This window comes from Mycoplana sp. 10N416, from assembly GCF_056394765.1.
This window is the reverse complement of record NZ_JBFTIM010000011.1, coordinates 65,133-88,159: the sequence shown is the minus strand read 5'-3', so window position 1 is coordinate 88,159 and position 23,027 is coordinate 65,133. Positions and strand designations below refer to the sequence as shown.

26 protein-coding genes are annotated in these 23,027 nt (G+C 63.4%); 13 read left to right on the top strand and 13 right to left on the bottom strand.

All coding sequences use genetic code 11. The annotated features are described in order from the left end of the window. Positions 1–35 precede the first annotated feature (35 nt). Positions 36–1,328, bottom strand: coding sequence for a dihydroorotase (locus AC1DDS_RS21160; protein ID WP_477480645.1), 1,293 nt, complete (start codon positions 1,326–1,328; stop codon positions 36–38). Then, positions 1,325–2,266 (bottom strand): aspartate carbamoyltransferase catalytic subunit, encoded by a 942-nt coding sequence (locus tag AC1DDS_RS21155; protein WP_477480644.1) that lies wholly within the window; start codon positions 2,264–2,266, stop codon positions 1,325–1,327. The genes AC1DDS_RS21160 and AC1DDS_RS21155 overlap by 4 nt, the downstream gene beginning before the upstream one ends. A gap of 173 nt (positions 2,267–2,439) precedes the next feature. Here AC1DDS_RS21155 and AC1DDS_RS21150 point away from each other — a divergent pair, with 173 nt between their 5' ends. After that, positions 2,440–4,089 carry an acyl-CoA dehydrogenase family protein gene (locus tag AC1DDS_RS21150; RefSeq protein ID WP_477480643.1) on the top strand — a complete coding sequence of 550 codons (1,650 nt, stop codon included), beginning with the start codon at positions 2,440–2,442 and terminating at the stop codon, positions 4,087–4,089. Here the strand turns inward: AC1DDS_RS21150 and AC1DDS_RS21145 are convergent. Beyond that, the gene (locus AC1DDS_RS21145) at positions 4,074–5,006 is read right to left on the bottom strand and encodes an AEC family transporter (RefSeq protein WP_477480642.1); all 933 of its coding nucleotides are present in this window, start codon (positions 5,004–5,006) and stop codon (positions 4,074–4,076) included. The two genes, AC1DDS_RS21150 and AC1DDS_RS21145, sit on opposite strands and share 16 nt — an antisense overlap. Before the next feature lie 240 nt (positions 5,007–5,246). On the opposite strand from AC1DDS_RS21145, the gene AC1DDS_RS21140 reads away from it, so the two are divergent. Both AC1DDS_RS21140 and AC1DDS_RS21135 read left to right on the top strand, forming a co-directional pair. Next, entirely contained in the window at positions 5,247–5,405 is a 159-nt protein-coding gene (locus AC1DDS_RS21140; RefSeq protein ID WP_310422236.1) for a hypothetical protein, read from the top strand. Beyond that, a complete protein-coding gene (locus tag AC1DDS_RS21135) occupies positions 5,402–5,740 on the top strand; it encodes a DUF6105 family protein (protein WP_310422233.1) in 339 nt (112 codons plus the stop codon). The genes AC1DDS_RS21140 and AC1DDS_RS21135 overlap by 4 nt, the downstream gene beginning before the upstream one ends. Here AC1DDS_RS21135 and ruvX read toward each other — a convergent pair. Together ruvX and AC1DDS_RS21125 are read right to left on the bottom strand one after the other, a co-directional pair. Then, positions 5,698–6,171 (bottom strand): Holliday junction resolvase RuvX, encoded by a 474-nt coding sequence (gene ruvX / locus AC1DDS_RS21130; protein WP_477480641.1) that lies wholly within the window; start codon positions 6,169–6,171, stop codon positions 5,698–5,700. The genes AC1DDS_RS21135 and ruvX overlap by 43 nt on opposite strands. A 10-nt stretch (positions 6,172–6,181) precedes the next feature. Continuing rightward, positions 6,182–6,487 (bottom strand): alkylphosphonate utilization protein, encoded by a 306-nt coding sequence (locus AC1DDS_RS21125; RefSeq protein WP_310422228.1) that lies wholly within the window; start codon positions 6,485–6,487, stop codon positions 6,182–6,184. 194 nt (positions 6,488–6,681) lie between these two features. On the opposite strand from AC1DDS_RS21125, the gene AC1DDS_RS21120 reads away from it, so the two are divergent. The 5 genes from AC1DDS_RS21120 to AC1DDS_RS21100 all read left to right on the top strand — a co-directional run bounded on the left by AC1DDS_RS21120 (position 6,682) and on the right by AC1DDS_RS21100 (position 10,352). Further along, entirely contained in the window at positions 6,682–7,386 is a 705-nt protein-coding gene (locus AC1DDS_RS21120; protein ID WP_477480640.1) for a metal-dependent hydrolase, read from the top strand. A gap of 128 nt (positions 7,387–7,514) precedes the next feature. Next, positions 7,515–7,802 (top strand): Asp-tRNA(Asn)/Glu-tRNA(Gln) amidotransferase subunit GatC, encoded by a 288-nt coding sequence (gatC, locus tag AC1DDS_RS21115; RefSeq protein ID WP_310422226.1) that lies wholly within the window; start codon positions 7,515–7,517, stop codon positions 7,800–7,802. Between the two features lie 4 nt (positions 7,803–7,806). Next, positions 7,807–8,283, top strand: coding sequence for a GNAT family N-acetyltransferase (locus AC1DDS_RS21110; RefSeq protein WP_477480639.1), 477 nt, complete (start codon positions 7,807–7,809; stop codon positions 8,281–8,283). Positions 8,284–8,301: 18 nt separating this feature from the next. Then, positions 8,302–9,783 carry an Asp-tRNA(Asn)/Glu-tRNA(Gln) amidotransferase subunit GatA gene (gene gatA, locus AC1DDS_RS21105; RefSeq protein WP_477480638.1) on the top strand — a complete coding sequence of 494 codons (1,482 nt, stop codon included), beginning with the start codon at positions 8,302–8,304 and terminating at the stop codon, positions 9,781–9,783. A gap of 59 nt (positions 9,784–9,842) precedes the next feature. After that, positions 9,843–10,352: an N-acetyltransferase family protein gene (locus AC1DDS_RS21100; protein ID WP_477480637.1), complete on the top strand. Its 510-nt coding sequence runs from the start codon at positions 9,843–9,845 to the stop codon at positions 10,350–10,352. Positions 10,353–10,446: 94 nt separating this feature from the next. On the opposite strand, the gene AC1DDS_RS21095 is transcribed toward AC1DDS_RS21100, so the two are convergent. Then, positions 10,447–10,704 (bottom strand): YjhX family toxin, encoded by a 258-nt coding sequence (locus AC1DDS_RS21095; protein ID WP_477480636.1) that lies wholly within the window; start codon positions 10,702–10,704, stop codon positions 10,447–10,449. A gap of 195 nt (positions 10,705–10,899) precedes the next feature. Next, a complete protein-coding gene (locus AC1DDS_RS21090) occupies positions 10,900–11,205 on the bottom strand; it encodes a DUF1294 domain-containing protein (protein WP_477480635.1) in 306 nt (101 codons plus the stop codon). A gap of 155 nt (positions 11,206–11,360) precedes the next feature. Between AC1DDS_RS21090 and gatB the strand changes: the two genes are divergently transcribed. The 4 genes from gatB (at position 11,361) to AC1DDS_RS21070 (ending at position 14,435) form a co-directional block, all read left to right on the top strand. Beyond that, on the top strand, positions 11,361–12,863 hold the full coding sequence (gene gatB / locus AC1DDS_RS21085) for an Asp-tRNA(Asn)/Glu-tRNA(Gln) amidotransferase subunit GatB (protein WP_310422207.1): 1,503 nt from the start codon (positions 11,361–11,363) through the stop codon (positions 12,861–12,863). A gap of 2 nt (positions 12,864–12,865) precedes the next feature. Next, a complete protein-coding gene (locus AC1DDS_RS21080) occupies positions 12,866–13,363 on the top strand; it encodes an N-acetyltransferase family protein (protein WP_477480634.1) in 498 nt (165 codons plus the stop codon). Positions 13,364–13,516: 153 nt separating this feature from the next. Then, a complete protein-coding gene (locus AC1DDS_RS21075) occupies positions 13,517–13,912 on the top strand; it encodes an NADH:ubiquinone oxidoreductase subunit NDUFA12 (RefSeq protein ID WP_477480633.1) in 396 nt (131 codons plus the stop codon). A gap of 79 nt (positions 13,913–13,991) precedes the next feature. Further along, positions 13,992–14,435, top strand: coding sequence for a DUF2155 domain-containing protein (locus tag AC1DDS_RS21070; protein ID WP_477480632.1), 444 nt, complete (start codon positions 13,992–13,994; stop codon positions 14,433–14,435). A 94-nt stretch (positions 14,436–14,529) separates the two neighbouring features. On the opposite strand, the gene aat is transcribed toward AC1DDS_RS21070, so the two are convergent. The 5 genes from aat to AC1DDS_RS21045 all read right to left on the bottom strand — a co-directional run bounded on the left by aat (position 14,530) and on the right by AC1DDS_RS21045 (position 18,400). Then, positions 14,530–15,144, bottom strand: coding sequence for a leucyl/phenylalanyl-tRNA--protein transferase (gene aat, locus AC1DDS_RS21065; RefSeq protein ID WP_477480631.1), 615 nt, complete (start codon positions 15,142–15,144; stop codon positions 14,530–14,532). A gap of 9 nt (positions 15,145–15,153) precedes the next feature. Then, positions 15,154–16,497 (bottom strand): acetyl-CoA carboxylase biotin carboxylase subunit, encoded by a 1,344-nt coding sequence (gene accC, locus AC1DDS_RS21060; RefSeq protein ID WP_477480630.1) that lies wholly within the window; start codon positions 16,495–16,497, stop codon positions 15,154–15,156. Positions 16,498–16,507: 10 nt separating this feature from the next. Further along, positions 16,508–16,972 (bottom strand): acetyl-CoA carboxylase biotin carboxyl carrier protein, encoded by a 465-nt coding sequence (accB, locus tag AC1DDS_RS21055; protein WP_477480629.1) that lies wholly within the window; start codon positions 16,970–16,972, stop codon positions 16,508–16,510. 22 nt (positions 16,973–16,994) lie between these two features. Beyond that, the gene (gene aroQ, locus AC1DDS_RS21050) at positions 16,995–17,432 is read right to left on the bottom strand and encodes a type II 3-dehydroquinate dehydratase (protein WP_310422185.1); all 438 of its coding nucleotides are present in this window, start codon (positions 17,430–17,432) and stop codon (positions 16,995–16,997) included. Positions 17,433–17,638: 206 nt separating this feature from the next. Beyond that, positions 17,639–18,400 (bottom strand): DsbA family protein, encoded by a 762-nt coding sequence (locus AC1DDS_RS21045; RefSeq protein WP_477480628.1) that lies wholly within the window; start codon positions 18,398–18,400, stop codon positions 17,639–17,641. Between the two features lie 236 nt (positions 18,401–18,636). Here AC1DDS_RS21045 and AC1DDS_RS21040 point away from each other — a divergent pair, with 236 nt between their 5' ends. Further along, complete coding sequence (locus AC1DDS_RS21040) at positions 18,637–19,788, top strand: pyridoxal phosphate-dependent aminotransferase (protein ID WP_477480627.1); 1,152 nt, start codon at positions 18,637–18,639, stop codon at positions 19,786–19,788. A gap of 138 nt (positions 19,789–19,926) precedes the next feature. On the opposite strand, the gene AC1DDS_RS21035 is transcribed toward AC1DDS_RS21040, so the two are convergent. Continuing rightward, a complete protein-coding gene (locus AC1DDS_RS21035; protein WP_477480626.1) occupies positions 19,927–22,827 on the bottom strand; it encodes an Rne/Rng family ribonuclease in 2,901 nt (966 codons plus the stop codon). Positions 22,828–23,027 lie beyond the last annotated feature (200 nt).

Sequence of the window (23,027 nt, the reverse complement as noted above, 5' to 3'; positions counted from 1 at the left end):
TGGTCCCGTCTGCAGGGATGCGCACCTTTGAAATGCTACCGCACCGAATGGACGCGGTCGCCCGCAACATAGGTTTGAAGTGCCCGTCCCGTAAAGCGGGCATCCTCGAAGGGCGTGTTCTTCGAGCGCGAGACGAAGCCGTCCTTTGCGGCGATCCACGGTTCGTCCAGGTCGATCAGGACGATGTCCGCGATCGCACCGGGCTTGAGCGTGCCGGCGTCGAGGCCGAAGATTTGCGCGGGGCGCGTAGACATCGCGTCGATCAAGCGCATCAGGCCGACATCACCGCTGTGATACAGGCGCAGAGCGGCTGCAAGCGATGTTTCAAGGCCGATCCCACCATCGGCCGCATCGGCAAAGGGCAGGCGCTTGGTGTCGACGTCCTGCGGATCGTGTGAGGAGACGATGATGTCGATCGTGCCATCGGCGAGCGCCTCGACCATGGCCTTGCGGTCGTCCTCGCCGCGCAAGGGGGGCGAGAGCTTGAAGAAGGTTCGGTATTCGCCGATGTCGATCTCATTCAGCGTCAGGTGATTGATCGAAATGCCGCAGGTGACGTTCGCGCCGCGCTTGCGGGCGACGCGGATCGCCTCCGCCGATTCCGGCACCGAGATCTGCGCGGCGTGATAGGCGGCGCGTGTCAAACCGGCTAGCCGCAGGTCGCGCTCCAGCGGGATGAGTTCCGCTTCCCGCGGCGTGCCGGATAGGCCGAGCCAGCTTGCAAGCAGGCCCTCGTTCATCACGCCGCCCGCGCCAAGATACTTGTCGCGGGTTTCTAGCGCGATCACCGTGTTGAAGTCACGGGCGTATGTCATCGCCCGGCGCAGCACCTGGCTGTCATGCATCGCATGGCGGCCATTGGTGAAGCAGACGGCACCGGCCTCGCGCAGGAGGCCGAACTCCGTCATCTCGGTTCCCGCCAGCCCCTTGGTTAGCGCAGCGGCCGGATGAACATGGACGACCGCCTTGTCGCGCGCCGTCTTCAGCACGTACTCGACCAGCGCGATGTCATCGATCACCGGATCGGTGTCCGGCATCATGATGAAGGAGGTGATGCCGCCGACGGCAGCCGCGCGCGCGGCCGACTCGATTGTTTCGCGGTGCTCGCCACCCGGTTCGCCGGTGAAGACGCGGGCGTCGACAAGGCCCGGGGCGGCGACGAGACCCGAGCCATCGACGATTTGGGCCCCTTCGGGCGTGCCCTGGTTAAGGGCTTCCTTGCCGGCAGCCGCGATCCGGCCGTTCTCGATGACGATGCTGCCCGTCTCGTCGAGATTGCGGGACGGGTCGATGATGCGGACGTTCTGGATGACGGTCGGACGGGTCATGCGCGCGGTCCCTGGTTCTGCGAAACGAGGAGGGTCTCCATCACGGCCATGCGGACGGCAACGCCCATCTCCACCTGCTGCTCGATGACGCTCTGCGGGCCGTCGGCGATCTCCGAGGCGATTTCGACGCCGCGGTTCATCGGTCCCGGATGCATGACGAGCGCATCCTCCTTGGCGGCCTTCAACTTTTCGGCGTCGAGCCCGAAGTAACGGAAGTACTCGCGCACCGACGGGACGAAGGCACCCGACATTCGCTCGCGCTGGAGGCGCAGCATCATCACGACGTCGGCGTCCTTCAGGCCTTCCTCCATGGAATGGTAGACCTCCGCACCCATCTGGGCGATTCCATTCGGAAGCAGCGTCGCCGGCGCCACGACCCGCACTCGCGCGCCCATGGCATTTAGGAGCAGGATGTTCGAGCGGGCCACGCGAGAGTGCAGCACGTCGCCGCAGATGGCGACGATGATGCGCGACAGCTTGCCCTTGGCACGGCGGATCGTGAGTGCGTCGAGCAGTGCCTGGGTCGGGTGTTCGTGTTGGCCATCGCCGGCATTGACGACCGAGCACGAGACCTTTTGAGCGAGAAGGGCCGCGGCCCCGGCAGACGAGTGGCGCACGACCAGCACGTCTGGGTGCATGGCGTTCAGCGTCATCGCCGTGTCGATCAGCGTCTCGCCCTTCTTCACCGACGAATTGCCAACCGACATGTTCATGACGTCGGCGCCGAGCCGCTTGCCGGCGAGCTCGAAGGAGGACTGCGTGCGCGTCGATGCCTCGAAGAAGAGGTTGATCTGGGTCAGGCCGCGAAGCGTCGAGGTTTTCTTTTCCCGTTGCCGGCTGATGTTGACGGCGGCATCCGCCTTGTCGAGCAGGTAGGTGATTTCCGGCTCGGTCAATCCCTTGATGCCGAGCAGGTGGCGATGCGGAAAGGAATCCATTGGGGTCGCCTCGACTGTCTTTGAATAAGCCGGGTCTATAGAGGCTCAACAACCACGCGGCAAGGCGGCAGGCGGGTCTTGCGCCGGGATCAGCGCGCTTTTGCCGGCATTCTTTGCAGCCACGCTCGCGCTCACCCGTTTCACAGCGCGAGCAGTTAGGTTAGAACCCCATCATGACTCAACTGACCCGGACCGAACAAACCCTTACCGACCTGAACCAGCCGAAGCTCTGGACGGGCATCAATGCCTATCGGTCCGATCCCTTGCTGGTCGACGGGACGGCCTCGCTGCCGAAATCCCTGCGCGATGAATTCGATGCGCTCGGCCGCCACGTGACCGCGCCCGAAATGCAGGAACTGGCGCGGATGGCCAATGAATCGCCGCCGCAGTTGCGTACCCACGGTCCCCGCGGCGAGCGCCTGGATGTCGTTGATTTCCACCCGGCCTGGCATGCGCTGATGCGCCGATCCATGGCGAGCGGCCTGCATTCGTCGATCTGGGAGAACCTGCCGGAGGAACGGGGACGGGCGCACAAGGCGCGCGCAGTCCGCTTCTACCTCACCGCTCAACTCGAATGCGGTCACCTCTGCCCGCTGACCATGACCAGCGCATCGGTTGCGGCAATCTCCGCGTCTCCGGTCGTGCAGCGCGAATGGGGCGGTCGCATCCTGTCGCGCAAGTACGACAGCACCAATCGCCCCGCCATGCAGAAGACGGCACTTACGATCGGCATGGGCATGACGGAGAAGCAGGGCGGCACCGACGTTCGCGCCAACACCACCACCGCCGAGCGCGTGGGCGAGGGGATCTATCGCCTCAGCGGCCACAAATGGTTCATGTCGGCGCCGATGAGCGACGCCTTCGTGATGCTGGCGCAGACGCGTGACGGCATGGGGTGTTTCCTCGTGCCTCGGCTGCTGGAGGACGGGACAGCCAACGGGCTGCGGTTCCAGCGGCTGAAGGACAAGATCGGCAACCGCTCGAACGCCTCGTCCGAGGTCGAGTTCACCGATACGTTCGGCTTCCTGCTCGGTGCGCCCGATGCGGGCGTCCGCACCATCCTCGACATGGTGACCTTGACGCGGCTCGATTGCGCACTGGCCTCCAGCGGCATGATGCGCGCCTCGCTTGCCGAAGCCGTGCACCATACACGGGGCCGGAAGGTTTTCGGCAAGGTTTTGATCCAGCAACCGATCATGACACGCGTGCTGGCCGATATGGCGCTGGACGTGGCTGCGGCCACCGCGCTGTCGCTGCGCCTCGCCGAAGCCTTCGACCGCGCTCCGGTCAGCGCCGATGATGCGGCCTATGCCCGCGTCATGACGCCGGTGACGAAATACTGGTGCTGCAAGATCGCCCCAGCGCTGATCTACGAGGCGATGGAGTGCATCGGCGGCAGCGGCTACGTCGAGGAGCGGCCGATTGCTCGGCACTATCGCGAGGCGCCCGTCAACGCGATCTGGGAAGGGTCGGGCAACGTTATGGCGCTCGACGTGCTGCGCGTGCTGTCGCGCGGCAAGGATCTGTTCGAGTCGGTTTTTGCCGGCATTGCCCAGGATCTGGGCCCCTCGGGGCGGAAGACCGTCGAGGTGCTGCGCGCAGCCACCTCGCTTTGCGACCGCGACGAGGGGGCCGCCCGCATGCTGGTCGAGCAATTGGCCCTGTCGGCTGCCGCCGCCGAACTCAACCGGATCGGTGCCGGGCGCATCGCCGATGCCTTCCTCGAGACGCGTCTGGCCGCGGGCTGGCGCTCCACCTATGGCATGCTCGATTCGCGCTTCGATTCGGCCTACATCGTCGACCTCCTTTATCCGGCAGCGTAGGCCGTCAGCATCAGGACGAGCGGAATGGTGAAGAAGGACGTTGCCGTCTGCAACGTGGCGACGGCGGCATAGAGCGGGGCGTCGCCACCCATCTGCTTGGCCAGCAGGTAGCCGTTCATCGCCGTCGGCACGCTCGCACCGAGCGCAACGGTCAGCAGCGCCTCGCCGTCGATGCCCGCCAACCAGGCGGCGCCGGTCATCATCAAGGGCATCAGAAGAAGCTTCAATCCGACCGGTAGAACGGCAATCGCCCGCGGCCTCAGTGCGTCCGCTATCCTGAGACCTGCGCCGACCATGACGAGGCCAAGGCTGAGCGAGGTTTCACCCATGAGGCCGATCGCCTCCATCAGTGGCGGGTAAAGGCGGATTCCGGCTAGATTGAACAGCGTGCCGAGAACGGCCGCGATTATCAGTGGATTTGTGACGATCTTTGTCAGGAACACGCGGATATCGCGCGCCCCGCCGCCGAACCAGACGAGGATGGCGATGTTGTAGAAGTTGATCGGGATAATGATGAGCGTCATGATCAACGCCAGCAACGCCATGCTGTCCGTTCCGTAGAGCTTGCCGGCGATGGCAAGCGCCATGAAGCCGTTCCAGCGGGTTGAAGTCTGGACCACCGTGGTAAAGGCCGGCGCCGACACGCCGGCGCCACGAAACAGCGGCCAGCACAGAAGGATCGCGCCGGACATCAGCGTGACCGATCCGATCGACGTGATCGCAAGCGTGGCTGCGGCCATGCCGCCAAAATCCGCCTGCGCCAGCGTGGAGAAGAGCAGAGCCGGAAACAGGACATAGAAGCCGAGTTGTTCAAGGCCGAGCCAGAGTCCGTCGTCGATCTTCCGCCAGCGCTTGAGGAGCGTGCCGAGAATGACGAGCAGGAAGACGGGCAGGGTGCTTTCGAAGATGACGAGCATTTGGGAGTGACCGGCATGGAATTTCCGGTGGTCATTTCACGTGTCCGTGAGAAGGGCAATCCCCGAGGTTGATTTGCCGGATGCGGCCCTATCTCATTGGATGCACGATGAGGTTGCGTTGTGCAAACGCCGCAGGCGTGTGGAAATTAACCTTAACCAAGGGTTTGCATTGCGTCGTCGCACGGGAGGGAGGAAAGTGTCGTCGTTAAGGATTTGTTAACCATGTGAAGATGCGGCGCCATGACGAGAGCGGGACCGATACTGGCCATGACGGCCTTCTTTGCCACCCTGGCGCTCGACATAGCCGTGCCCACCGCCGTGCTGCTGAGCCTCGCCGCCGTGCGCGAGATCGGGCTGGCGATGGGGACCGTGTTCATCAGCGAGGAGAGGATGGCATGAAGTGGTTCCTGATCCTCTGGGCGGCGCCCATCGCTTTCCTTGGCAGTTGGTACGGCCTGTCCTATTATGACATGAGCTTCGGCATCTTCATGCTGACGCGCGATGCCCATGACCTGGTGTTCCGGATCTATGGCCATGTGCTGGGCATGCCGCCGGAGAGCATCCCGCCGCTGGTGGCGCGCGCCATCGTCATCGACAGCCTGTTCGTCTTTGCCATCATCGCCTTCCGCAGGCGCAAGCGCATCATGGCCTGGTGGAAAGGCCGCCGCCAGCTGCGATCAGATGGGTCTGCTCAGGATTTGCCGAGCGCCGAGAGCCTGTCCAACGCGCCCTGAAGGATGAAGGAGGCGGCGGCGGAATCGATCCGCTCCGCCCGCTTCTTGCGCGACACATCCATCTCGATCAGCGTCCGCTCCGCCGCGACCGTCGACAGTCGTTCGTCCCAGAAGACGAAGGGAATGTCTGTCTTTTCACCCATGGAGCGAACGAAGGCGCGCGTCGCCTGCACACGCGGGCCGGCGCTGCCGTCCATGTTCATCGGCAGGCCGATGACGAAGGCCACAATCCCTTCCTTTTCGGCAAAGGCGAGCAGGGTGTCTGCGTCGATGCCGAACTTCACCCGCTTGAGTACCGGGCGCGGCGTGGCAAACCTGCGGCCGAGATCGGAAACGGAAAGGCCGATCGTCTTGGTGCCGAGGTCCAGTCCGGCAATCGGCTGGCCGCGGTCGAGCACGGCGGCGAGTTCTTCGATGGTCAGGGTCGCCATGCAGTAACGCCTACCGCTTGCGGACGAATTCGGTGCGCAGCACGAGACCCTTGATCGTCTCGTGGCGGCAGTCGATTTCCTCCGGATTGTCGGTCAGGCGAATCGACCGGATGACCGTGCCCTGCTTGATGGTCGTGTTGGTGCCTTTGACCTTCAGGTCCTTGATGAGGGTGACCGAATCGCCGTCGGCGAGAGCGTTGCCAGCAGCATCGCGCGCCATTGGCTGGCTGGCGGCTGCGGCGGCTGCGACTTCGGAGGCCGGACGCCAATCGCCGGTGGCTTCGTCATACACATATTCGTCGTCGCTGTTGGCCATGTTGGCCTCCCTTGGTAGTCTGGACATACGGAAAGCCGGCTGCGTTTCCGCAGGCCGCTATCCGCCAATTGGCAAGGACCCCACCGCGACAGGTGCACGACACCTGTGTCGCGAGGAGTGTCAAGGCAATCGAGCTGCTTTAGGTGCGCCATGCTCTATGGCATAAGGCGGCGGAAGTCCAACGGGAGAATACCATGAAGATCACCTGGCTCGGCCATTCGGCCTTCCGCATCGAGACGGGGAAGGCGAAAATCCTGATCGATCCGTTTTTCACCGGCAATCCGTCCTTTGACGAATCAACCCGCAGGGACGCGACCGCGGGCCTGACGCATATCCTGCTCACGCACGGCCACGGTGACCACGTCGGCGACACGGTCAAGATCGCCAAGGAGACCGGCGCCACGGTCCTGGCGAATGCCGATCTCGCTGCCTGGCTCGGCTCGAAGGGCGTCAGCAAGCTCGAGGCCGGCAACACCGGCGGCACCATTCATTTCGACGGATTCTCCACCACGTTCGTCAACGCGCTGCATTCCTCCGCACAAATTTCCGAAGATGGTGTTTCCCATTCGCTCGGCAACGCCAACGGCCTCGTGCTGCATTTCGACGACGAGCCGACGCTCTATCACATGGGTGATACGGATATCTTCTCCGACATGGCGCTGATCAACGAACTGCATCAGCCGCAGATTGGCCTCGTGCCGATCGGCGACCGCTTCACCATGGGTGGTGCTGTGGCCGCGCTCGCCTGCCAGCGCTTCTTCAAGTTCGGCACGGTCATCCCCTGCCACTACGGCACGTTCCCCATCATCGACCAGACGGCCGACACCTTCGTCGCGGCGATGGATGAAGTGAAGGGCAAAGTCGAAGTGCCGAAGGTGGGCGGCTCGGTATCGCGGTAGCTGCGCGTATCGGGGCGGTCAGTCAGGCGGAACCCGGACCTGCTGCCACGCCCCGCACACATTCCCCCGTTGCGCTGCCGGGGCTTGGTCATTATAGCGGATAGGAAATTTCCGACCGGAGAGTGCCGATGTCTGTTGATCTTGCCACCGTCAAGCGGGTGGCCCATCTCGCCCGTATTGCGGTCAGCGAGGACGAAGCCCAACGCATGATGGGGGAGCTGAACGGCATCCTCGGCTTTGTTGAGCAGTTGAGTGAAGTCGATATCGAAGGCGTCGAGCCGATGACCTCGGTGACGCCGATGGCGATGAAGGAGCGAGACGACCTCGTGACCGACGGCAACAAGGCCGCGGATGTGGTCGCCAACGCGCCTGTCTCCGACCGCGACTTCTTCCTCGTGCCGAAGGTCGTGGAGTAAGCCCTTGGCCGTTTCAATCGCCGTCGAAAGTCCGTTGCAGGACGAAGTGCGCGAACTGGTCGCGGAGTTGAACGAGGCTCTGCTGGCGCTGTCGCCGCCGGAGGCCTGCTACCACCTGACGGTGGAGCAGATGGCGGAGCCTGGCGTCACCGTCTGGATCGCGCGCGAGGACGGCAGGGCAATGGCCTGCGGCGCGTTGAAGCGCCATACGGCCGATGTCGGCGAAGTGAAGCGCATGTTCACCCGGCCCGAGTGCCAGGGCAGGGGCGTCGGACGCGAGATTCTGGCGAAGATCGTCGCGGCCGCTGAAGAGGACGGCCTTGCCGAGCTCGTGCTCGAGACCGGCGACCAGCATCCCGCTGCCTGGGCGATTTACGAGAAGGCCGGCTTCACCCGCTGTGGCCCCGTGCTCGACTATCCGGACAGCCCCTATTCCGTTTTTTATCAGAAGCAGCTTGGACGCGCCTCCAGCGCTGCGTGACCGCGAAAAGATAGAACCATGACCGATCTGACCCGCCTGACCATTGCCGAAGCCCGCGAGAAGCTTGGTGCCAAGGAGATCACCGCCGTCGAACTGACGGAGGCCTATCTGTCCGCGATCGATGCCGCCAACGGTGCGCTGAACGCCTATGTCACTGTCACGCCGGAGAAGGCCCGTGAGATGGCAAAGGCGTCGGATGCCCGTATCGCTGAGGGCAAGGCCGGTGCGCTGGAAGGCATTCCGCTCGGCATCAAGGACCTGTTCGGCACCCGCGACGTCCACACCCAGGCCTGCAGCCACATCCTCGACGGCTTCAAGCCGAAATACGAATCGACCGTCTCCCAGAACCTGTGGAACGATGGCGCCGTTATGCTCGGCAAGCTGAACATGGACGAGTTCGCTATGGGCTCGTCGAACGAGAGCTCCTACTACGGCCCGGTGAAGAACCCGTGGCGCGCCAAGGATTCCAACCTGGACCTCGTACCGGGCGGCTCCTCCGGCGGCTCGGCCGCCGCCGTCTCGGCGTTCCTCTGCGCCGGTGCGACCGCGACCGATACCGGCGGCTCGATCCGCCAGCCGGCCGCCTTCACCGGCACCGTCGGCATCAAGCCGACCTATGGCCGCTGCTCGCGCTGGGGCATCGTCGCCTTCGCCTCGTCGCTCGACCAGGCGGGCCCGATCGCCCGCGACGTCCGCGATGCGGCCATCCTGCTGAAATCGATGGCGAGCGTCGATTCGAAGGACACCACCTCCGTCGACCTGCCGGTGCCGGACTACGAGAAATCGATCGGCCAGTCGGTCAAGGGCATGAAGATCGGCATTCCGAAGGAATACCGCGTCGATGGCATGCCGGAAGAGATCGAGGCGCTCTGGCAGCAGGGCATCGCCTGGCTGAAGGAGGCCGGCGCCGAGATCGTCGACATCACCCTGCCGCACACGAAATATGCGCTGCCGGCCTACTACATCGTCGCTCCGGCCGAGGCTTCGTCGAACCTCGCCCGCTATGACGGCGTGCGCTACGGCCTGCGCGTTGATGGCAAGGACATCGTCGACATGTACGAGAAGACGCGGGCCGCCGGCTTCGGCCAGGAGGTCAAGCGCCGCATCATGATCGGCACCTACGTGCTGTCGGCCGGCTACTATGACGCCTACTACCTGCGGGCGCAGAAGGTCCGCACCCTGATCAAGCGCGATTTCGAACTGGCCTTCCAGGCCGGCGTCGACGCGATCCTGACGCCGGCGACCCCGTCGTCCGCATTCGGTATCGCTGACGAGGATCTCGCCGCCGATCCGGTCAAGATGTACCTGAACGACATCTTCACGGTAACGGTGAACATGGCCGGCCTGCCGGGCATCGCTGTCCCCGCCGGCCTCGACCACAAGGGCCTGCCGCTCGGCCTGCAGCTAATCGGCAAGCCGTTCGAGGAAGAGACGCTGTTCAAGACCGCACACGTTATCGAACAGGCCGCCGGTCGCTTCGCGCCGCAGAAGTGGTGGTAACAGGCTTTCGCCATGCGACGATTCGGATGGTTCTATAAGGCCGGGAGTGCACCGGCATCATGATTACCATCCGATACGCGACCACGGACGATGTTCCAGCACTTGCTGAGATCGGCCTGCGCGCCTGGGAGCAGGCGGCGACCGGCGTTGCCGACCTCAATGCACTCAGAGACAATGCACGCGAGGCCTTCCTGCAGTTCCTCGCCGCGAAATGGGTGACCGTGATCGTTGCGGAGCGCGGTGCCATCGCCGGATGGGCGGCGCGTGAGAAGATGGACGAGGAGATCACCGATCTCTGGGTCGATCCAGCCGCACAGCGGCAGGGCCTAGGCACTGCACTCCTGGCGACGCTCGAAGACGAGATGCGCCGCTCCGGATTCGAGGCGGCGGACCTGCAGACCCATGCCCGCAATGCGCCGGCGCTCGCCTTTTTCCGGAAGCAGGGATACGCGGTCAACTGGCTGTCCGTGACCTATTCGCCAAAGCTCGACCGGGATGTGGAATCGGTCGGGCTGCGGCGGCAACTGGTCGACAACCAGCCCATAGGCTACGGGCCCGGCGGCTTCTGATCGGCCCGATCGCCGGGAAAACCCAAAAATGTTCCCTGTCCCTGTCATCGCGTACGGCGCGCTGACGCGCGCGGCCGAAGCCGCGCACGTCCTCTCACCGGTTGTCCAGTTGCGAACGCACCAGGACCAGTCCGCGCTGGGTGATGCGGTAGGGTTTTCCGTCGCTTGATGCGATGCATTTGCGCCGCTTGAGTTTACGAAACAACTCCATGTTCAGGCCGCCGGTGCGCCAGCCGTCCCGCGTGATGCAATAGACGTTGATGATGGTCCGGGTGTCGTCCCGTTCGAGTTCGATCCTGCCGCCCTGGGCGAGCAGATGGAGAATGCGCTGTTCGGCGCGGGAAATGTCCATAGTTGTTGAAGTCCGAGAGGCGTCCTCGAAGAACGCGAAAAAACGATCCGCCAGACGAGGTCGGGCGGGCTGAAACGTTTTTTCCGGCCCATGCGCGCAAGAGAGTTGCGGGCAGGGCCCTCAGTGGGACTCAGACGAAGAGAACATAAAGGCTCCACTATTCCGGCCGGAGCCTATGAAGCCGGCGCGTGCCCGTCAAGGCATCTGCGCAACCAGTTGGGGCAACCAGTTCGGTGCCGAAATCCAGGCGATGGCCAAGGCAAGCTGGCCACCGATGATGAGGTTCAGCAGGGACCGGAACGGCTCTTTGCGTGTTTTGTGCCGTAAAAGCCTCTGGGCGAGGATCGCTCCCAGACTTCCGCCGGCAAGAGCCAGGCCGAGAAGCGTGCTTTCCTGAATGCGCCACCTGCCGGCGCGGGCCGCCGCCTTGTCCCACCAGAAGACGAGGAATGTCGTCAAGTTGACGAACAGCAGGACGGCGAGGCTCAGCAGGACGGTCATGCACCGAGCCTATCCGAGCCGGGTTAACGTGCGGCTATCCGGATTGCGGTGCTGGCCGACTCCGTCGAACCGGCAAAGCCTTGCGCCGCCAGCCCATATGGTCTACCGACACAAGTGAAAATCAGGCACCTGAAGCGACTTCCAAAGAGCTCACCATGACCATTGTCGACGTCCGTACCTCCGAACCGAAACGCTACATTCCCGGCGCCACCGGCGATTGGGAAGTTATCATCGGCCTGGAGGTGCACGCCCAGGTCACCAGCAATTCGAAGCTTTTCTCCGGCGCCTCGACCGAGTTCGGCAAGGCGCCAAACGCCAACGTTTCGCTCGTCGACGCGGCCATGCCCGGCATGCTGCCGGTCATCAACGAGGAATGCGTCAAGCAGGCGATCCGTACCGGCCTTGGCCTGAAGGCGAAGATCAACAATCGTTCGATCTTCGACCGGAAGAACTATTTCTATCCGGACCTGCCGCAGGGCTACCAGATTTCGCAGTACAAGGATCCGATCGTCGGCGAAGGCAAGATCGTCATTTCCGTCGGTCCCGACCGGCAGGGCCAGTTTGAGGACGTCGAGATTGGAATCGAGCGGCTGCATCTTGAGCAGGATGCCGGCAAATCGATGCACGACCAGCATGCCACCATGTCCTATGTCGACCTGAACCGCTCGGGCGTGGCGCTCATGGAGATCGTCTCCAAGCCCGACCTGCGCTCTTCGGATGAGGCGAAGGCCTATGTCACCAAGCTGCGCACGATCCTGCGCTATCTCGGCACCTGCGACGGCAACATGGACGAGGGCTCGATGCGCGCCGACGTCAACGTGTCGGTGCGCCGCCCCGGCGAGGGCTTCGGCACGCGCTGCGAGATCAAGAACGTCAACTCGATCCGCTTCGTCGGCCAGGCGATCGAATACGAGGCCCGCCGCCAGATCGGCATTCTCGAGGACGGCGGTGTGATCGACCAGGAGACCCGCCTGTTCGACCCGAACAAGGGCGAGACCCGCTCGATGCGCTCCAAGGAGGACGCGCACGATTATCGCTATTTCCCCGATCCGGACCTGCTGCCGCTCGAGTTCGACGACGCCTATGTCGAGGATTTGCGAGTGCATCTGCCGGAACTTCCGGACGACAAGAAGGAGCGCTTCGTGCGCGAGCTCGGCCTGTCCGTCTACGATGCCTCGGTGCTCGTCTCGGAAAAGGCGATCGCCGACTATTTCGAGGCGGTGGCTGCCGGCCGCGATGGCAAACTCGCTGCCAACTGGGTCATCAACGACCTCCTGGGTGCGTTGAACAAGGCCGGCAAAGGCATTGAAAACACACCGGTTTCCCCCGGTCAGCTCGGCGGCATCATCGACCTCATCAAGGACGGCACGATCTCCGGCAAGCTTGCCAAGGACCTGTTCGAGATTGTCTGGAACGAGGGTGGCGTACCGGCGGAGATCGTCGAAAGCCGCGGCATGAAGCAGGTGACCGACACCGGCGCGATCGAGAAGGCCGTCGATGAGATCATCGCCGCCAATCCGGATCAGGTCGAGAAGGTCAAGGCCAAGCCTTCGCTGGCCGGTTGGTTCGTTGGCCAGGTGATGAAGGCGACTGGCGGCAAGGCCAACCCGCAGGCCGTGCAGGCGCTCGTGAAGGCCAAGCTCGGCATCGAGGAATAACCGTGTTCTTCGTCCGCACTGCCTCCGAGCGCGATCTGGCCAAGGTCAGCGCGCTCCTGGGGGAGGCGTGGCACGCGACCTATGACACGCTCTACGGTGCCGAGCGGGTCAAGGAGATCACGGCCAAGTGGCATTCGGTCGAGGTCTTGAAGGTGCAGCTTGCGCGCCGCGATGCCGAATTCGTCGTCGCCGACGACGGCAAGGCACTCGGCGGAATGGGCTATGCCGCCATGTCGAAGACCGAGCCAAAGGTCGCGATCCTGCATCAGCTCTATGTCCTGCCGCAGCATCAGGGGCAGGGGATCGGCCAGGACATGTTCGCCGAGCTCGAGACCTGCTTTCCCGACGCGAAGGTCATGCGGCTCGAGGTGGATCCGCAGAATGCCAGGGCGATCGGCTTCTACGAGGCGCATGGATTTGTGAAGGTCGGGGAGACCGCCAATTGCGGCGGCGGTCATTCCGGGATCGCTGCGTTGATCTACGAAAAGATGCTCGGCTAGAGACTCCCGGCTTTGCCGCAGGAGCGAACTGTCGCGGCAAAACCGGCTGGAAACGGCGGGAATCGCTGGACATTCAAGGCTTGTCGCGCCATAAGCGATTGATCATTTCGACAGCGGGCCTGCAGGCGGCAGGTCCGTCCAAGGACGGCAATCATGAACCTTCTCAAGCAGATCTTCACCTGGTGGAACGGGCAGACCATCGGCACGCGCTTCCATACCTGGCGCAACGGCAAGAAGGTCGGCGAAGACCAGTTCGGCAACGTCTACTACCAGGGTGGCAAGGATTCCGAAGGCCGGACGCGCCGCTGGGTCATCTACAACGGCTACGCCGATGCCTCGGCCATTCCGCCGGGCTGGCACGGTTGGATGCACCACCGCACGGATGTTTCTCCGGCCGACGAGAACTACGAGCCCCGCGACTGGCAGAAGAACCACCGCGCCAATTCGACCGGCACCTCCCAGGCCTATCGCCCGCCTGGTTCGCTCGTCGTCCCGGGTGAACGTCCGCGGGTCACCGGCGACTACGACGCCTGGACGCCGGGTAACTGATACGCTTTCGCCACATTTGACGGTTAGCGCATACCGTGCCGGCACAAGCCGGCGACTGGAATTCGCAGGAGACACAGGGATGGCATCGGCCGGCACGCTCAGGATCGTTTCGCGGGCTGCTGCGGCAATTGCCGCGGTCGCGATGACGGTCTTGTCCGCTGGCGCGCCGGCGGAAGCTGCCCGCATCTCCAATCCCGTCGCGGTGTTTTCCGGGCTCGACAAGATCACCGGCCGCATCACCTCGTTCGATGTCTATGTCGGTGAAACGGTGCAGTTCGGCGCGCTGCAGGTCACGCCGCGCGTCTGCTACAACCGCGACGACACCGAGGCGCAGAAGGTGGACTCGTTCGTCGAGGTGAACGAGATTACACTCGACCGAAAGATCCGCCGCATCTTCACCGGCTGGATGTTCGCTGAAAGTCCGGGCCTGAATGCCGTTGAGCATCCGGTCTTCGACGTCTGGCTCACGGAGTGCAAGGCGAAATCCGACGTTCCGCCGCCAGCGTCGACCGACGGCAATTGAGCGCGTCGCGTCTATTCAGAATCGCTTCCGCGCGCCAAGTCGCAAAACCCGTCCCGCTTTCGCGAGATATGCCGATCAACGATTTCAGTAGAATTCAGAAGGTCAGGTTTGGCGAGGCCAACGCCTTGGCCAGCATGCTTTCGTAATCGGCCTTGGGGACATCGATCGCGCCGAAGGTTTTCAGGTGTTCGGTCGTGAACTGGGTGTCCAGGAGCCGGAAGCCTCTCTGCTTCAGCCGATCGACAAGATAGACAAGGCAGATCTTTGAGGCGTCGCTGCGCCGGGAGAACATGCTTTCTCCGAAGAATGCCGCCCCCAGCGAGACACCGTAGAGACCGCCGACGAGTTGGCCGTCTTCCCATGCCTCGACGCTATGGGCATGACCCATCTGATGCAGGGTTGCGTAGAGCGACCTGATCTTGCTGTTGATCCAGGTGGAGGGGCGGTCGGGCGCCGCCTCCGCGCAGCACGTCATCACGGCCTCGAACGCGGTGTCGATACGGATCTCGTAGGGAGCTTTTCGAATCTTCTTCGCCAGGCTGTGCGAGATGTGGAACCGGTCGAGCGGGATCACGCCGCGTATGTCCGGTTCGACCCAGAACAGTTCCGGGTCGTCGGCCGAATCGGCCATCGGGAACAGCCCGATGGAATAGGCGCGCAGCAAGAGTTCCGGTGTAACTTCCGGGGACCTACCGCGTCGCCCTGCCATCTTCGTGCCTCAGCCCGCAGTCTTGGCCAGATAGTTTTCCAGCCAATGGATGTCGTAGTCGCCGTTGGCGATGTCCTGATTGGCGATCAGTTCCTGAAACAATGGTAGCGTCGTCTTGATGCCGTCAATGACGAATTCGTCGAGGACGCGGCGTAGACGCATCATGCATTCGACGCGGGTGCGGCCGTGGACGATCAGCTTGCCGATCAGGCTGTCATAGTAGGGCGGGATGCGATAGCCCTGATAGGCGCCCGAATCGACGCGCACACCCAGCCCGCCGGGCGCGTGGAAGTGCGTGATCGTGCCCGGCGAGGGGACGAATGTGCGCGGGTCCTCGGCGTTGATCCGGCACTCGATGGCGTGGCCCGAGAACTCGATCTGGTCCTGGGTGACGGAAAGCCCGGCGCCGGAGGCGACGCGGATCTGCTCATGCACCAGGTCGATGCCAGTGATCGCCTCGGTGATCGGGTGCTCCACCTGCAGACGCGTGTTCATCTCGATGAAATAGAACTCGCCGTCCTCGTAGAGGAACTCGATCGTGCCGGCGCCGCGATACTTCATCTTCTTCATGGCGTCGGCGCAGATCTGGCCGATCTTCATGCGCTGCTCGACGTTCAGGGCAGGGGAGTTGGCCTCTTCCCAGACCTTCTGGTGGCGACGCTGCAGCGAGCAGTCGCGTTCGCCGAGATGGATGGCGTTGCCAGCGCCGTCGCCGACGATCTGCACCTCGATGTGGCGAGGATGGCCGAGGAACTTTTCCATGTAGACGGCGTCGTTGCCGAATGCGGCAGCCGCTTCGGTGCGCGCGGTGGCGACGGCGACTTCCAGATCGTCCTCGGTTCGGGCGACTTTCATGCCACGGCCACCGCCGCCTGCAGTCGCCTTGATCAGGACCGGGAAGCCGATCTTGCGGGCGATCTCCAGTGCGTTTTCCGGCTTCACTTCGCCCTCGGAACCGGGAACGACGGGAATGCCGAGCTCCTGCGCCGTCTGCTTGGCGGTGATCTTGTCGCCCATCTGGCGGATGTGCTCGGCGGTCGGGCCGATGAAGGTGATCCCGTGCGCGTCTAGGATTTCCGCGAACTTGGCATTCTCCGAAAGGAAGCCGTAGCCCGGGTGAACGGCGTCCGCACCGGTGATCTCGCAGGCTGCGACGATCTGGTGGATGTTGAGGTAGCTGTCGCGCGACGGCGGCGGGCCGATGCAGACGCTCTCGTCGGCGAGACGCACGTGCATGGCGTCGGCATCCGCTGTCGAATGCACGGCGACCGTGGCGATGCCGAGTTCCTTGCAGGCGCGCAGAACGCGAAGCGCGATCTCGCCGCGATTGGCTATGAGGACTTTGGAAATCATCGCTCTGGCCTTACTCGATGACGATCAGGGGTTCGCCATATTCGACCGGTGCGGCGTCGGCGACAAGGATTTCAGTGACCTTGCCGGAGCGCGGCGCCGAAATCTGGTTCATCGTCTTCATGGCTTCGATGATGAGGATCGTCTGGCCCTCCTGAACCGTTGAACCGACTTCAACGAAGGGACGGGAGCCCGGTGCCGGAGCAAGGTATGCGGTGCCGACCATCGGCGCGGTGACGGCATTCTTGTTGTCTCGGGCAGCGGGAGCGGCGGCCGGAGCGGCCGTTGCGACTGCCGCCGGAGGTGCAAACTGGGCGGTTGGAACAGGGGCCGAGACGTATTGGGGCGTGCCGGCGCGCGAGACGCGGATGCGCAGTTCGTCCTGCTCGACTTCGATCTCGGTGAGGTCCGTCTCGTTGAGGATGTTGGCGAGATCGCGGATCAGTGCCTGATCGATGCCCTGTTTCTTGTCAGCCATTGGATTTAGCCTCTTTTTTTCTTTATTTCGTGATGGATTTCAGCGCGTTCAGCGCCAGGATGTAGCTTTGCTCGCCGAAGCCGCAGATGACGCCCTTGACCGCCGGCGCGATCATGGACTTGTGGCGGAATTCCTCGCGGGCGTGCACGTTGGACAGATGCAGTTCCACGACGGGGATACGGATGGCGCGGATGGCGTCGTGCAACGCGATGGAGGTATGCGTGTACGCTCCCGCATTGATCGCGATGCCCGCGGCCGTCTCGCCTGCCTCGTGGATCCAGTCGACGAGCGTGCCCTCGTGGTTCGTTTGGCGAAAATCGATGGCGAAACCGAGCTTCTCGCCCTCCGCGCGGCACAGCACCTCGATGTCGGCCAGCGTATGCCCGCCATAAATGCCGGGCTCGCGCTTGCCGAGCGCATTCAGGTTCGGGCCGTTCAGGACGAAGATTGTTGACGCCATTCGGATTTCCGCTTGCTGGATCGTGGGTTACGTATAGACCGGCGGTTCTTTCAGGGAAAGCCCAAAGGAATTGCGCCGGTCTTGTCCACAACCATCAAGGCTGAACAGCACCGGGATGGCGGAAAGATGGCGGATCGGCGCGGACCCCAACGTTGTTTGTGACAACCGGATCACGCGCAATCTTCGAACGGTCCGCGGCAGGCCCCTCAGCAGGCCGTCTTGCCGCAGGAGCGGACATTGGCAATCTTGTCGCGGAGTTCGTCAACGCCGACGGCGCCGAAGACGGCCTCGTTCGATATCACGTAGGAGGGCGTGCCGGTGATGCCGAGGCTCTGCGCAAGCGTATAGGCATCGCGCACGGCATCGTCATGCGGCTTTTCTGCCATGGCCTTGCGGATGTCGGCTTCGCTGACGCCGAGCTTGACGGCGACTTCGATCGCGCTCTCCTCGGTGGCACGGCTTTCGGCGCCCAGAAGCGCACGGTGGAAGTCACCGTATTTTTCGGGTGCGAGGTCGCGGAAGGCCGCGCTCACCTTGTGGGCCGCGAGTGAATCCGGACCAAGGATCGGCAATTCCTTCAGCACGAAGCGCACGTTCTTGTCGGCTTCGAGCATCGCGTCCATGTCGGAGAGCGCGCGCTTGCAGTAGCCGCAATTATAGTCGAAGAATTCGACAATGGTGACGTCGCCATCGGGATTGCCGAGCGAGATGTCGTACTTGGCGTTGAAGATCGCCTTCTGGTTTTCGGCAATCGCCGATTCAGCCTGCTGCTGCTGCGCCAGCATCTGCTTCTGTTGCAGTGCTTCCTGCATGTCCATCAGGATTTCCGGATTGGCGAGCAGGTACTCCTTGATGTAGGCGCCGATCTCTTCCTTCTGCTTGGCGTCGAGTGCCAAGGCCGGCAGGGGGATCGACACGGTGCAGGCGAGAGCGAGCGCTGCGGCAAGCGATTTGGTGGTGCGAAACATGCTGTCCTCGTTACATTGCGAAGGCCGCATTCACATCGGGCGCGGCCAAACTTCATCGCCCGCGACGGTGTCGGTCCTTGCGGTGCATTCATAACGACCTTAGGGCGAGGTGGAGGCAAACGAAACAGCAAAAGTGGCCGAAATTCGGGCCTCCCGGGATTGTGAACAGGCGTTTCTTCCGGCAAGGGGAAGGCCGGGGCGAAGAAATCTCAAGTAAGGCAAGGAAGCACCCGGCGATGAAGATATCCAGGCGCAGCGCAGTCGAACCCTTTCACGCGATGGACGTGCTCGCGGAGGCAACACGGCGGCGGGCCGCCGGGCATCCGGTGATCTCCATGGCCGTTGGCCAGCCGGCCCATCCGGCGCCGCGCGCCGCACTCGAGGCCGCACGGGCCGCACTTGCCGATGGCCGCATCGGATACACGGAGGCCCTCGGTCTCGATGCGCTGCGTCAGGGCATCGCCGCACACTATCGAACGCGCCATGGCGTCAAGATCGACGCGTCCCGCATCGCCGTGACGACCGGCTCGTCGGCGGCGTTCAACCTGGCCTTCCTGACGCTTTTCGATCCAGGCGACCGGGTGGCGATCGCGCGCCCTGGCTATCCCGCCTATCGCAACATTCTCGCCGCGCTCGGCATCGAGACGATCGAGATCGAGGTAAGTGCCGAAAACGATTTCACCATGACGCCCGAAAGCCTTGAGGCGGCGCAGTCTGTATTTGGCAAGCTCTCGGGCATCTTGCTTGCCAGCCCGGCAAACCCGACCGGGACCGTCACGAACCGCGCCCACCTGACGACGCTCGCCGATTACTGCTCCGCCAACGACATCGCTTTCATTTCCGACGAGATCTACCACGGGCTGACATTTTCGGGTGAGGAGACGAGTGCGCTCGAGCTCACCGATGACGCTGTCGTCATCAACTCGTTTTCCAAGTACTACTGCATGACCGGCTGGAGGATCGGCTGGATGGTGTTGCCGGAAGCCGTCGTGCGACCGATCGAGCGCCTGACGCAAAGCCTCTATATCTCCGCACCGGAAATCTCGCAGCTGGCCGCTTTGGCTGCACTCGGTGCCAGCGACGAGCTCGACCTTCATCGCGAAGGCTACCGTCGCAACCGCGATTTGCTGGCAACTCGCCTGCCGGAACTTGGTTTTTCGATCGCCTCGCCGATGGACGGCGCGTTCTACGCCTATGTCGACGTGGGGCGCTTCACCAACGACAGCATGGCGTTCGCCCGCCGGATGTTGAACGAGATCAACGTCGCGGCGACGCCGGGGCACGACTTCGATCCGATCGGCGGCCACCGCACCATGCGCTTCTCATTTGCCGGGGCGCACGAGCAGATGGTCGAAGCCACCGACCGTATCGCCACCTGGCTGAAGTAGGGGGAGACCCCGGTCCGGTTATGCCCTGAAGCGGCAAGCCCGGTCCGGAAATGCCTGTCAGCCGGCCAGCCCAAACTCTTCAAAAGCAAAAGACCCGGCACTGGGCCGGGTCTTTTCTAATTGGTTCTGGTGCGCTTCTCAGAAGAAGCCGCGGCGCTGCCACCAGCCGCCCTTCTTGGGCTTCTCCGGTTCGTCATCGCCCTTTTCCTGCGACGTCGACGACGTCACGACCGGCGGCGTGGCGATGGCCGAAAGGTCGCGGTTCGCACGTGCCGACTTGGCCTCGTCGAGCGCTGCCGCGGCTTCCTCAACGGCGGGCTCGGCGGCGGTTTCCTCCGCAGGTTGCGCTTCGACCTCAACTTGAGCTGCGACATCGGCAACGGCCTCTGCCGGTTCGGCTGCAGGTTCGACCTTCGTCTTAGCCTTGCGGGTCCGACGTGCCTTGGGGGCCGGCTCAGGCTGAACCTCGGCAACGACTTCCACTTCGGTCGGCGCCGGCTGGCCCTCTACGGCATCTTCCGCCGCGGCATCCGCATTTTCCAGAGCTGCGATGTCCGAGGTCTCGACTTCATCCGACTCCTCGTCTGATGCCTCGCCAGACGCGGACGTTTCGGCTTCGTCGCGGTTGCGGCGGCCGCCGCGCTTGCCGCGCCGACGACGCTTGCGCTTCTGCTCGCTCTCGGCCGTGCTCAGTGCTTCAGCGCCGGCCTCGGCAACGTCGCCCTCGTCCTCGCCGTTGGCGTCGCCTTCGACCTCGTCCTCATCACCGGCCTGTTCGCCGCCGAACGCGGCGGTATCGCTGCCCTCGGCTTCCTCGCGTCCACCGCGACCGCGGCGACGGCGGCGACGCTTGCGCTTGCGGCCCGCTTCATCGGACGATGCGGCAGGCGCCGGCGAAGCGGCGACGGCTTCGGCTTCTTCCTCGACGAGATCATCCTCGATGATGATATCGTCGTCCTCGTCCGGCTCCGGTGCGAAGGGAACGAACTGCTCGATCTTGACGGGGTTTTCCACCGGCTCGCCGCGATCGATCGCAAAATGCTGGGCGCCGACATGGGCATCCGCATCGATGACGATGTGCACGCCGAACCGGGTCTCGTAGTCGTTGATCGTGCCGCGCTTCTGATTCAGCAGATAGAGGGCAATGTCCGGCGTCGACCGCACGGTGATGTTGTGCGTGGTGTTCTTGAGCAGGTATTCCTCGACGCCGCGCAGGACGTGCAGGGCGACCGAAGACTGCGAACGGACATGGCCGGTGCCGTTGCAGTGCGGGCAGGTCTGCATCGTGCTCTCGAGCACGGAGGCGCGGATGCGCTGGCGCGACATTTCCAAGAGGCCGAAATGCGAGATACGGCCGACCTGGATGCGGGCGCGATCGTTCTTGAGGCAGTCCTTCAGCCTCTTCTCGACGGCGCGGTTGTTGCGCTTCTCCTCCATGTCGATGAAGTCGATGACGACGAGGCCGGCAAGGTCGCGCAGCCGCAGCTGGCGCGCCACTTCCTCGGATGCCTCGAGGTTCGTCTGCAGCGCCGTCTCCTCGATCGAGTGCTCGCGCGTCGAGCGGCCGGAGTTGACGTCGATCGAAACGAGCGCTTCGGTCTGGTTGATGATGATGTAGCCGCCCGACTTCAGCGTCACCTGCGGCTGCAGCATGCGGTCGAGCTGGGCTTCGATGCCCGAGCGCGAGAAGATCGGATGGATGTCGCGGTAGGGCTGAACCACCTTGGCGTGGCTCGGCATCAGCATCTTCATGAAGCTCTTGGCTTCCTTGTAGCCTTCCTCGCCGGCCACGATGATCTCGCCGATGTCCTTGTTGTAGAGATCGCGGATCGAGCGCTTGATCAGGCTGCCTTCCTCATAGACGAGGCAGGGGGCGGTGGAGTTCAGCGTCAGCGTGCGAACATTCTCCCACAGGCGCATCAGGTATTCGAAATCGCGCTTGACTTCGACCTTGGTGCGGTTGGCGCCGGCGGTGCGCAGGATGACGCCCATGCCCTGCGGCACTTCGAGATCGCGGGCGATCTCCTTCAGGCGCTTGCGGTCCTGTGGGTTGGTGATCTTGCGGGAAATGCCGCCGCCGCGGGCAGTGTTCGGCATGAGAACCGAATAGCGTCCGGCAAGCGAAAGATAGGTGGTCAGGGCCGCGCCCTTGTTGCCGCGCTCTTCCTTGGCGACCTGCACCAGCAGGATCTGCCGGCGCTTGATGACTTCCTGGATGCGGTACTGCTTGCGCGGCTTGCGGACGATGCGATCGGGAACCTCCTCCATCGCGTCCTCGGCGCCGACCGATTCGATCTCTTCCTTCTCGTCGTGATGATCGTCGTCGTCATCATCGTCGTCATTGGGGCGCTTGCGCACTTCTTCGGAGATCTCGTCGGTATCGACGGCGGCAGCCATGTCACCGGACGGAGTCTTGCCTTCGCTGTCTTCGGCGGCGGTGGTCTCTTCGGTGGTTGCGGTTTCCTCTGACGCTGCAACTTTCTTTGCGCGCGGCTTGCGGGGCTTGCGTGCCTTCGGCTTGGCTTCCACTTCGGCTTCAACCGCAATCGCTTCCGCCTCGACGCCGGACTCGGCGGCGTCGGCCGCAGCGACAGCAGGCTCGGCATCACCGGCGGCTGTGTCGGCTGCAACTTCGACAGTCTCGGCCTCAGCCTCGGCGATCGCCGCGACCGGGACGGCCACGTCGGCAACTTCCGTCGCTTTTGCTACCGGGGCGGTTTCGACGTGCTCGATGTCCTCGTCACGGCGTGCTTCCTCCGCTTCGGCGCGCAGGAGTGCCTGGCGGTCGGCAAGCGGGATCTGGTAGTAGTCGGGGTGGATTTCGGCGAAGGCGAGGAAGCCGTGCCGGTTGCCGCCGTAGTCGACGAAGGCCGCCTGCAACGAAGGTTCGACCCGGGTCACCTTTGCCAGGTAGATATTCCCGCGGATCTGCTTCTTGTGCTGCGATTCGAAATCGAACTCTTCTATGCGGTTGCCGCGTACGACAACGACGCGCGTCTCCTCTGCGTGAGACGCATCGATAAGCATTTTGTCTGCCATGAAAATTCTGCTCCTCGGCGCGAGCGGAACCCGCCTGGCGACCGGTCCTTCAGGGACGGTGGGCCGGAGAGGGGGGATCCTGCTGTGCCGAATATGTGATTTCTCGTCTGACTACGGTGAGCGGGCCGCGGCCAGACAACAGCCGGTACTAGACTGTACCGGTGCCTGTTTACTTCTGACGAATACCGCAGCGACAACAT

What these genes read in the sequence shown, in the direction of transcription:
- aroQ (WP_310422185.1), bottom strand. Translation starts at nt 17,432, where the DNA reads ATGGCGTCAACAATCTTCGTCCTGAACGGCCCGAACCTGAATGCGCTC.
- gatA (WP_477480638.1), top strand. Translation starts at nt 8,302, where the DNA reads ATGACCGATCTGACCCGCCTGACCATTGCCGAAGCCCGCGAGAAGCTT.
- AC1DDS_RS21035 (WP_477480626.1), bottom strand. Translation starts at nt 22,827, where the DNA reads ATGGCAGACAAAATGCTTATCGATGCGTCTCACGCAGAGGAGACGCGC.
- AC1DDS_RS21095 (WP_477480636.1), bottom strand. Translation starts at nt 10,704, where the DNA reads ATGGACATTTCCCGCGCCGAACAGCGCATTCTCCATCTGCTCGCCCAG.
- AC1DDS_RS21100 (WP_477480637.1), top strand. Translation starts at nt 9,843, where the DNA reads ATGATTACCATCCGATACGCGACCACGGACGATGTTCCAGCACTTGCT.
- ruvX (WP_477480641.1), bottom strand. Translation starts at nt 6,171, where the DNA reads ATGGCGACCCTGACCATCGAAGAACTCGCCGCCGTGCTCGACCGCGGC.
- AC1DDS_RS21125 (WP_310422228.1), bottom strand. Translation starts at nt 6,487, where the DNA reads ATGGCCAACAGCGACGACGAATATGTGTATGACGAAGCCACCGGCGAT.
- AC1DDS_RS21140 (WP_310422236.1), top strand. Translation starts at nt 5,247, where the DNA reads ATGACGAGAGCGGGACCGATACTGGCCATGACGGCCTTCTTTGCCACC.
- AC1DDS_RS21070 (WP_477480632.1), top strand. Translation starts at nt 13,992, where the DNA reads ATGGCATCGGCCGGCACGCTCAGGATCGTTTCGCGGGCTGCTGCGGCA.
- accB (WP_477480629.1), bottom strand. Translation starts at nt 16,972, where the DNA reads ATGGCTGACAAGAAACAGGGCATCGATCAGGCACTGATCCGCGATCTC.
- AC1DDS_RS21040 (WP_477480627.1), top strand. Translation starts at nt 18,637, where the DNA reads ATGAAGATATCCAGGCGCAGCGCAGTCGAACCCTTTCACGCGATGGAC.
- AC1DDS_RS21120 (WP_477480640.1), top strand. Translation starts at nt 6,682, where the DNA reads ATGAAGATCACCTGGCTCGGCCATTCGGCCTTCCGCATCGAGACGGGG.
- AC1DDS_RS21160 (WP_477480645.1), bottom strand. Translation starts at nt 1,328, where the DNA reads ATGACCCGTCCGACCGTCATCCAGAACGTCCGCATCATCGACCCGTCC.
- gatC (WP_310422226.1), top strand. Translation starts at nt 7,515, where the DNA reads ATGTCTGTTGATCTTGCCACCGTCAAGCGGGTGGCCCATCTCGCCCGT.
- AC1DDS_RS21090 (WP_477480635.1), bottom strand. Translation starts at nt 11,205, where the DNA reads ATGACCGTCCTGCTGAGCCTCGCCGTCCTGCTGTTCGTCAACTTGACG.
- AC1DDS_RS21135 (WP_310422233.1), top strand. Translation starts at nt 5,402, where the DNA reads ATGAAGTGGTTCCTGATCCTCTGGGCGGCGCCCATCGCTTTCCTTGGC.
- gatB (WP_310422207.1), top strand. Translation starts at nt 11,361, where the DNA reads ATGACCATTGTCGACGTCCGTACCTCCGAACCGAAACGCTACATTCCC.
- AC1DDS_RS21145 (WP_477480642.1), bottom strand. Translation starts at nt 5,006, where the DNA reads ATGCTCGTCATCTTCGAAAGCACCCTGCCCGTCTTCCTGCTCGTCATT.
- AC1DDS_RS21045 (WP_477480628.1), bottom strand. Translation starts at nt 18,400, where the DNA reads ATGTTTCGCACCACCAAATCGCTTGCCGCAGCGCTCGCTCTCGCCTGC.
- AC1DDS_RS21150 (WP_477480643.1), top strand. Translation starts at nt 2,440, where the DNA reads ATGACTCAACTGACCCGGACCGAACAAACCCTTACCGACCTGAACCAG.
- aat (WP_477480631.1), bottom strand. Translation starts at nt 15,144, where the DNA reads ATGGCAGGGCGACGCGGTAGGTCCCCGGAAGTTACACCGGAACTCTTG.
- accC (WP_477480630.1), bottom strand. Translation starts at nt 16,497, where the DNA reads ATGATTTCCAAAGTCCTCATAGCCAATCGCGGCGAGATCGCGCTTCGC.
- AC1DDS_RS21155 (WP_477480644.1), bottom strand. Translation starts at nt 2,266, where the DNA reads ATGGATTCCTTTCCGCATCGCCACCTGCTCGGCATCAAGGGATTGACC.
- AC1DDS_RS21075 (WP_477480633.1), top strand. Translation starts at nt 13,517, where the DNA reads ATGAACCTTCTCAAGCAGATCTTCACCTGGTGGAACGGGCAGACCATC.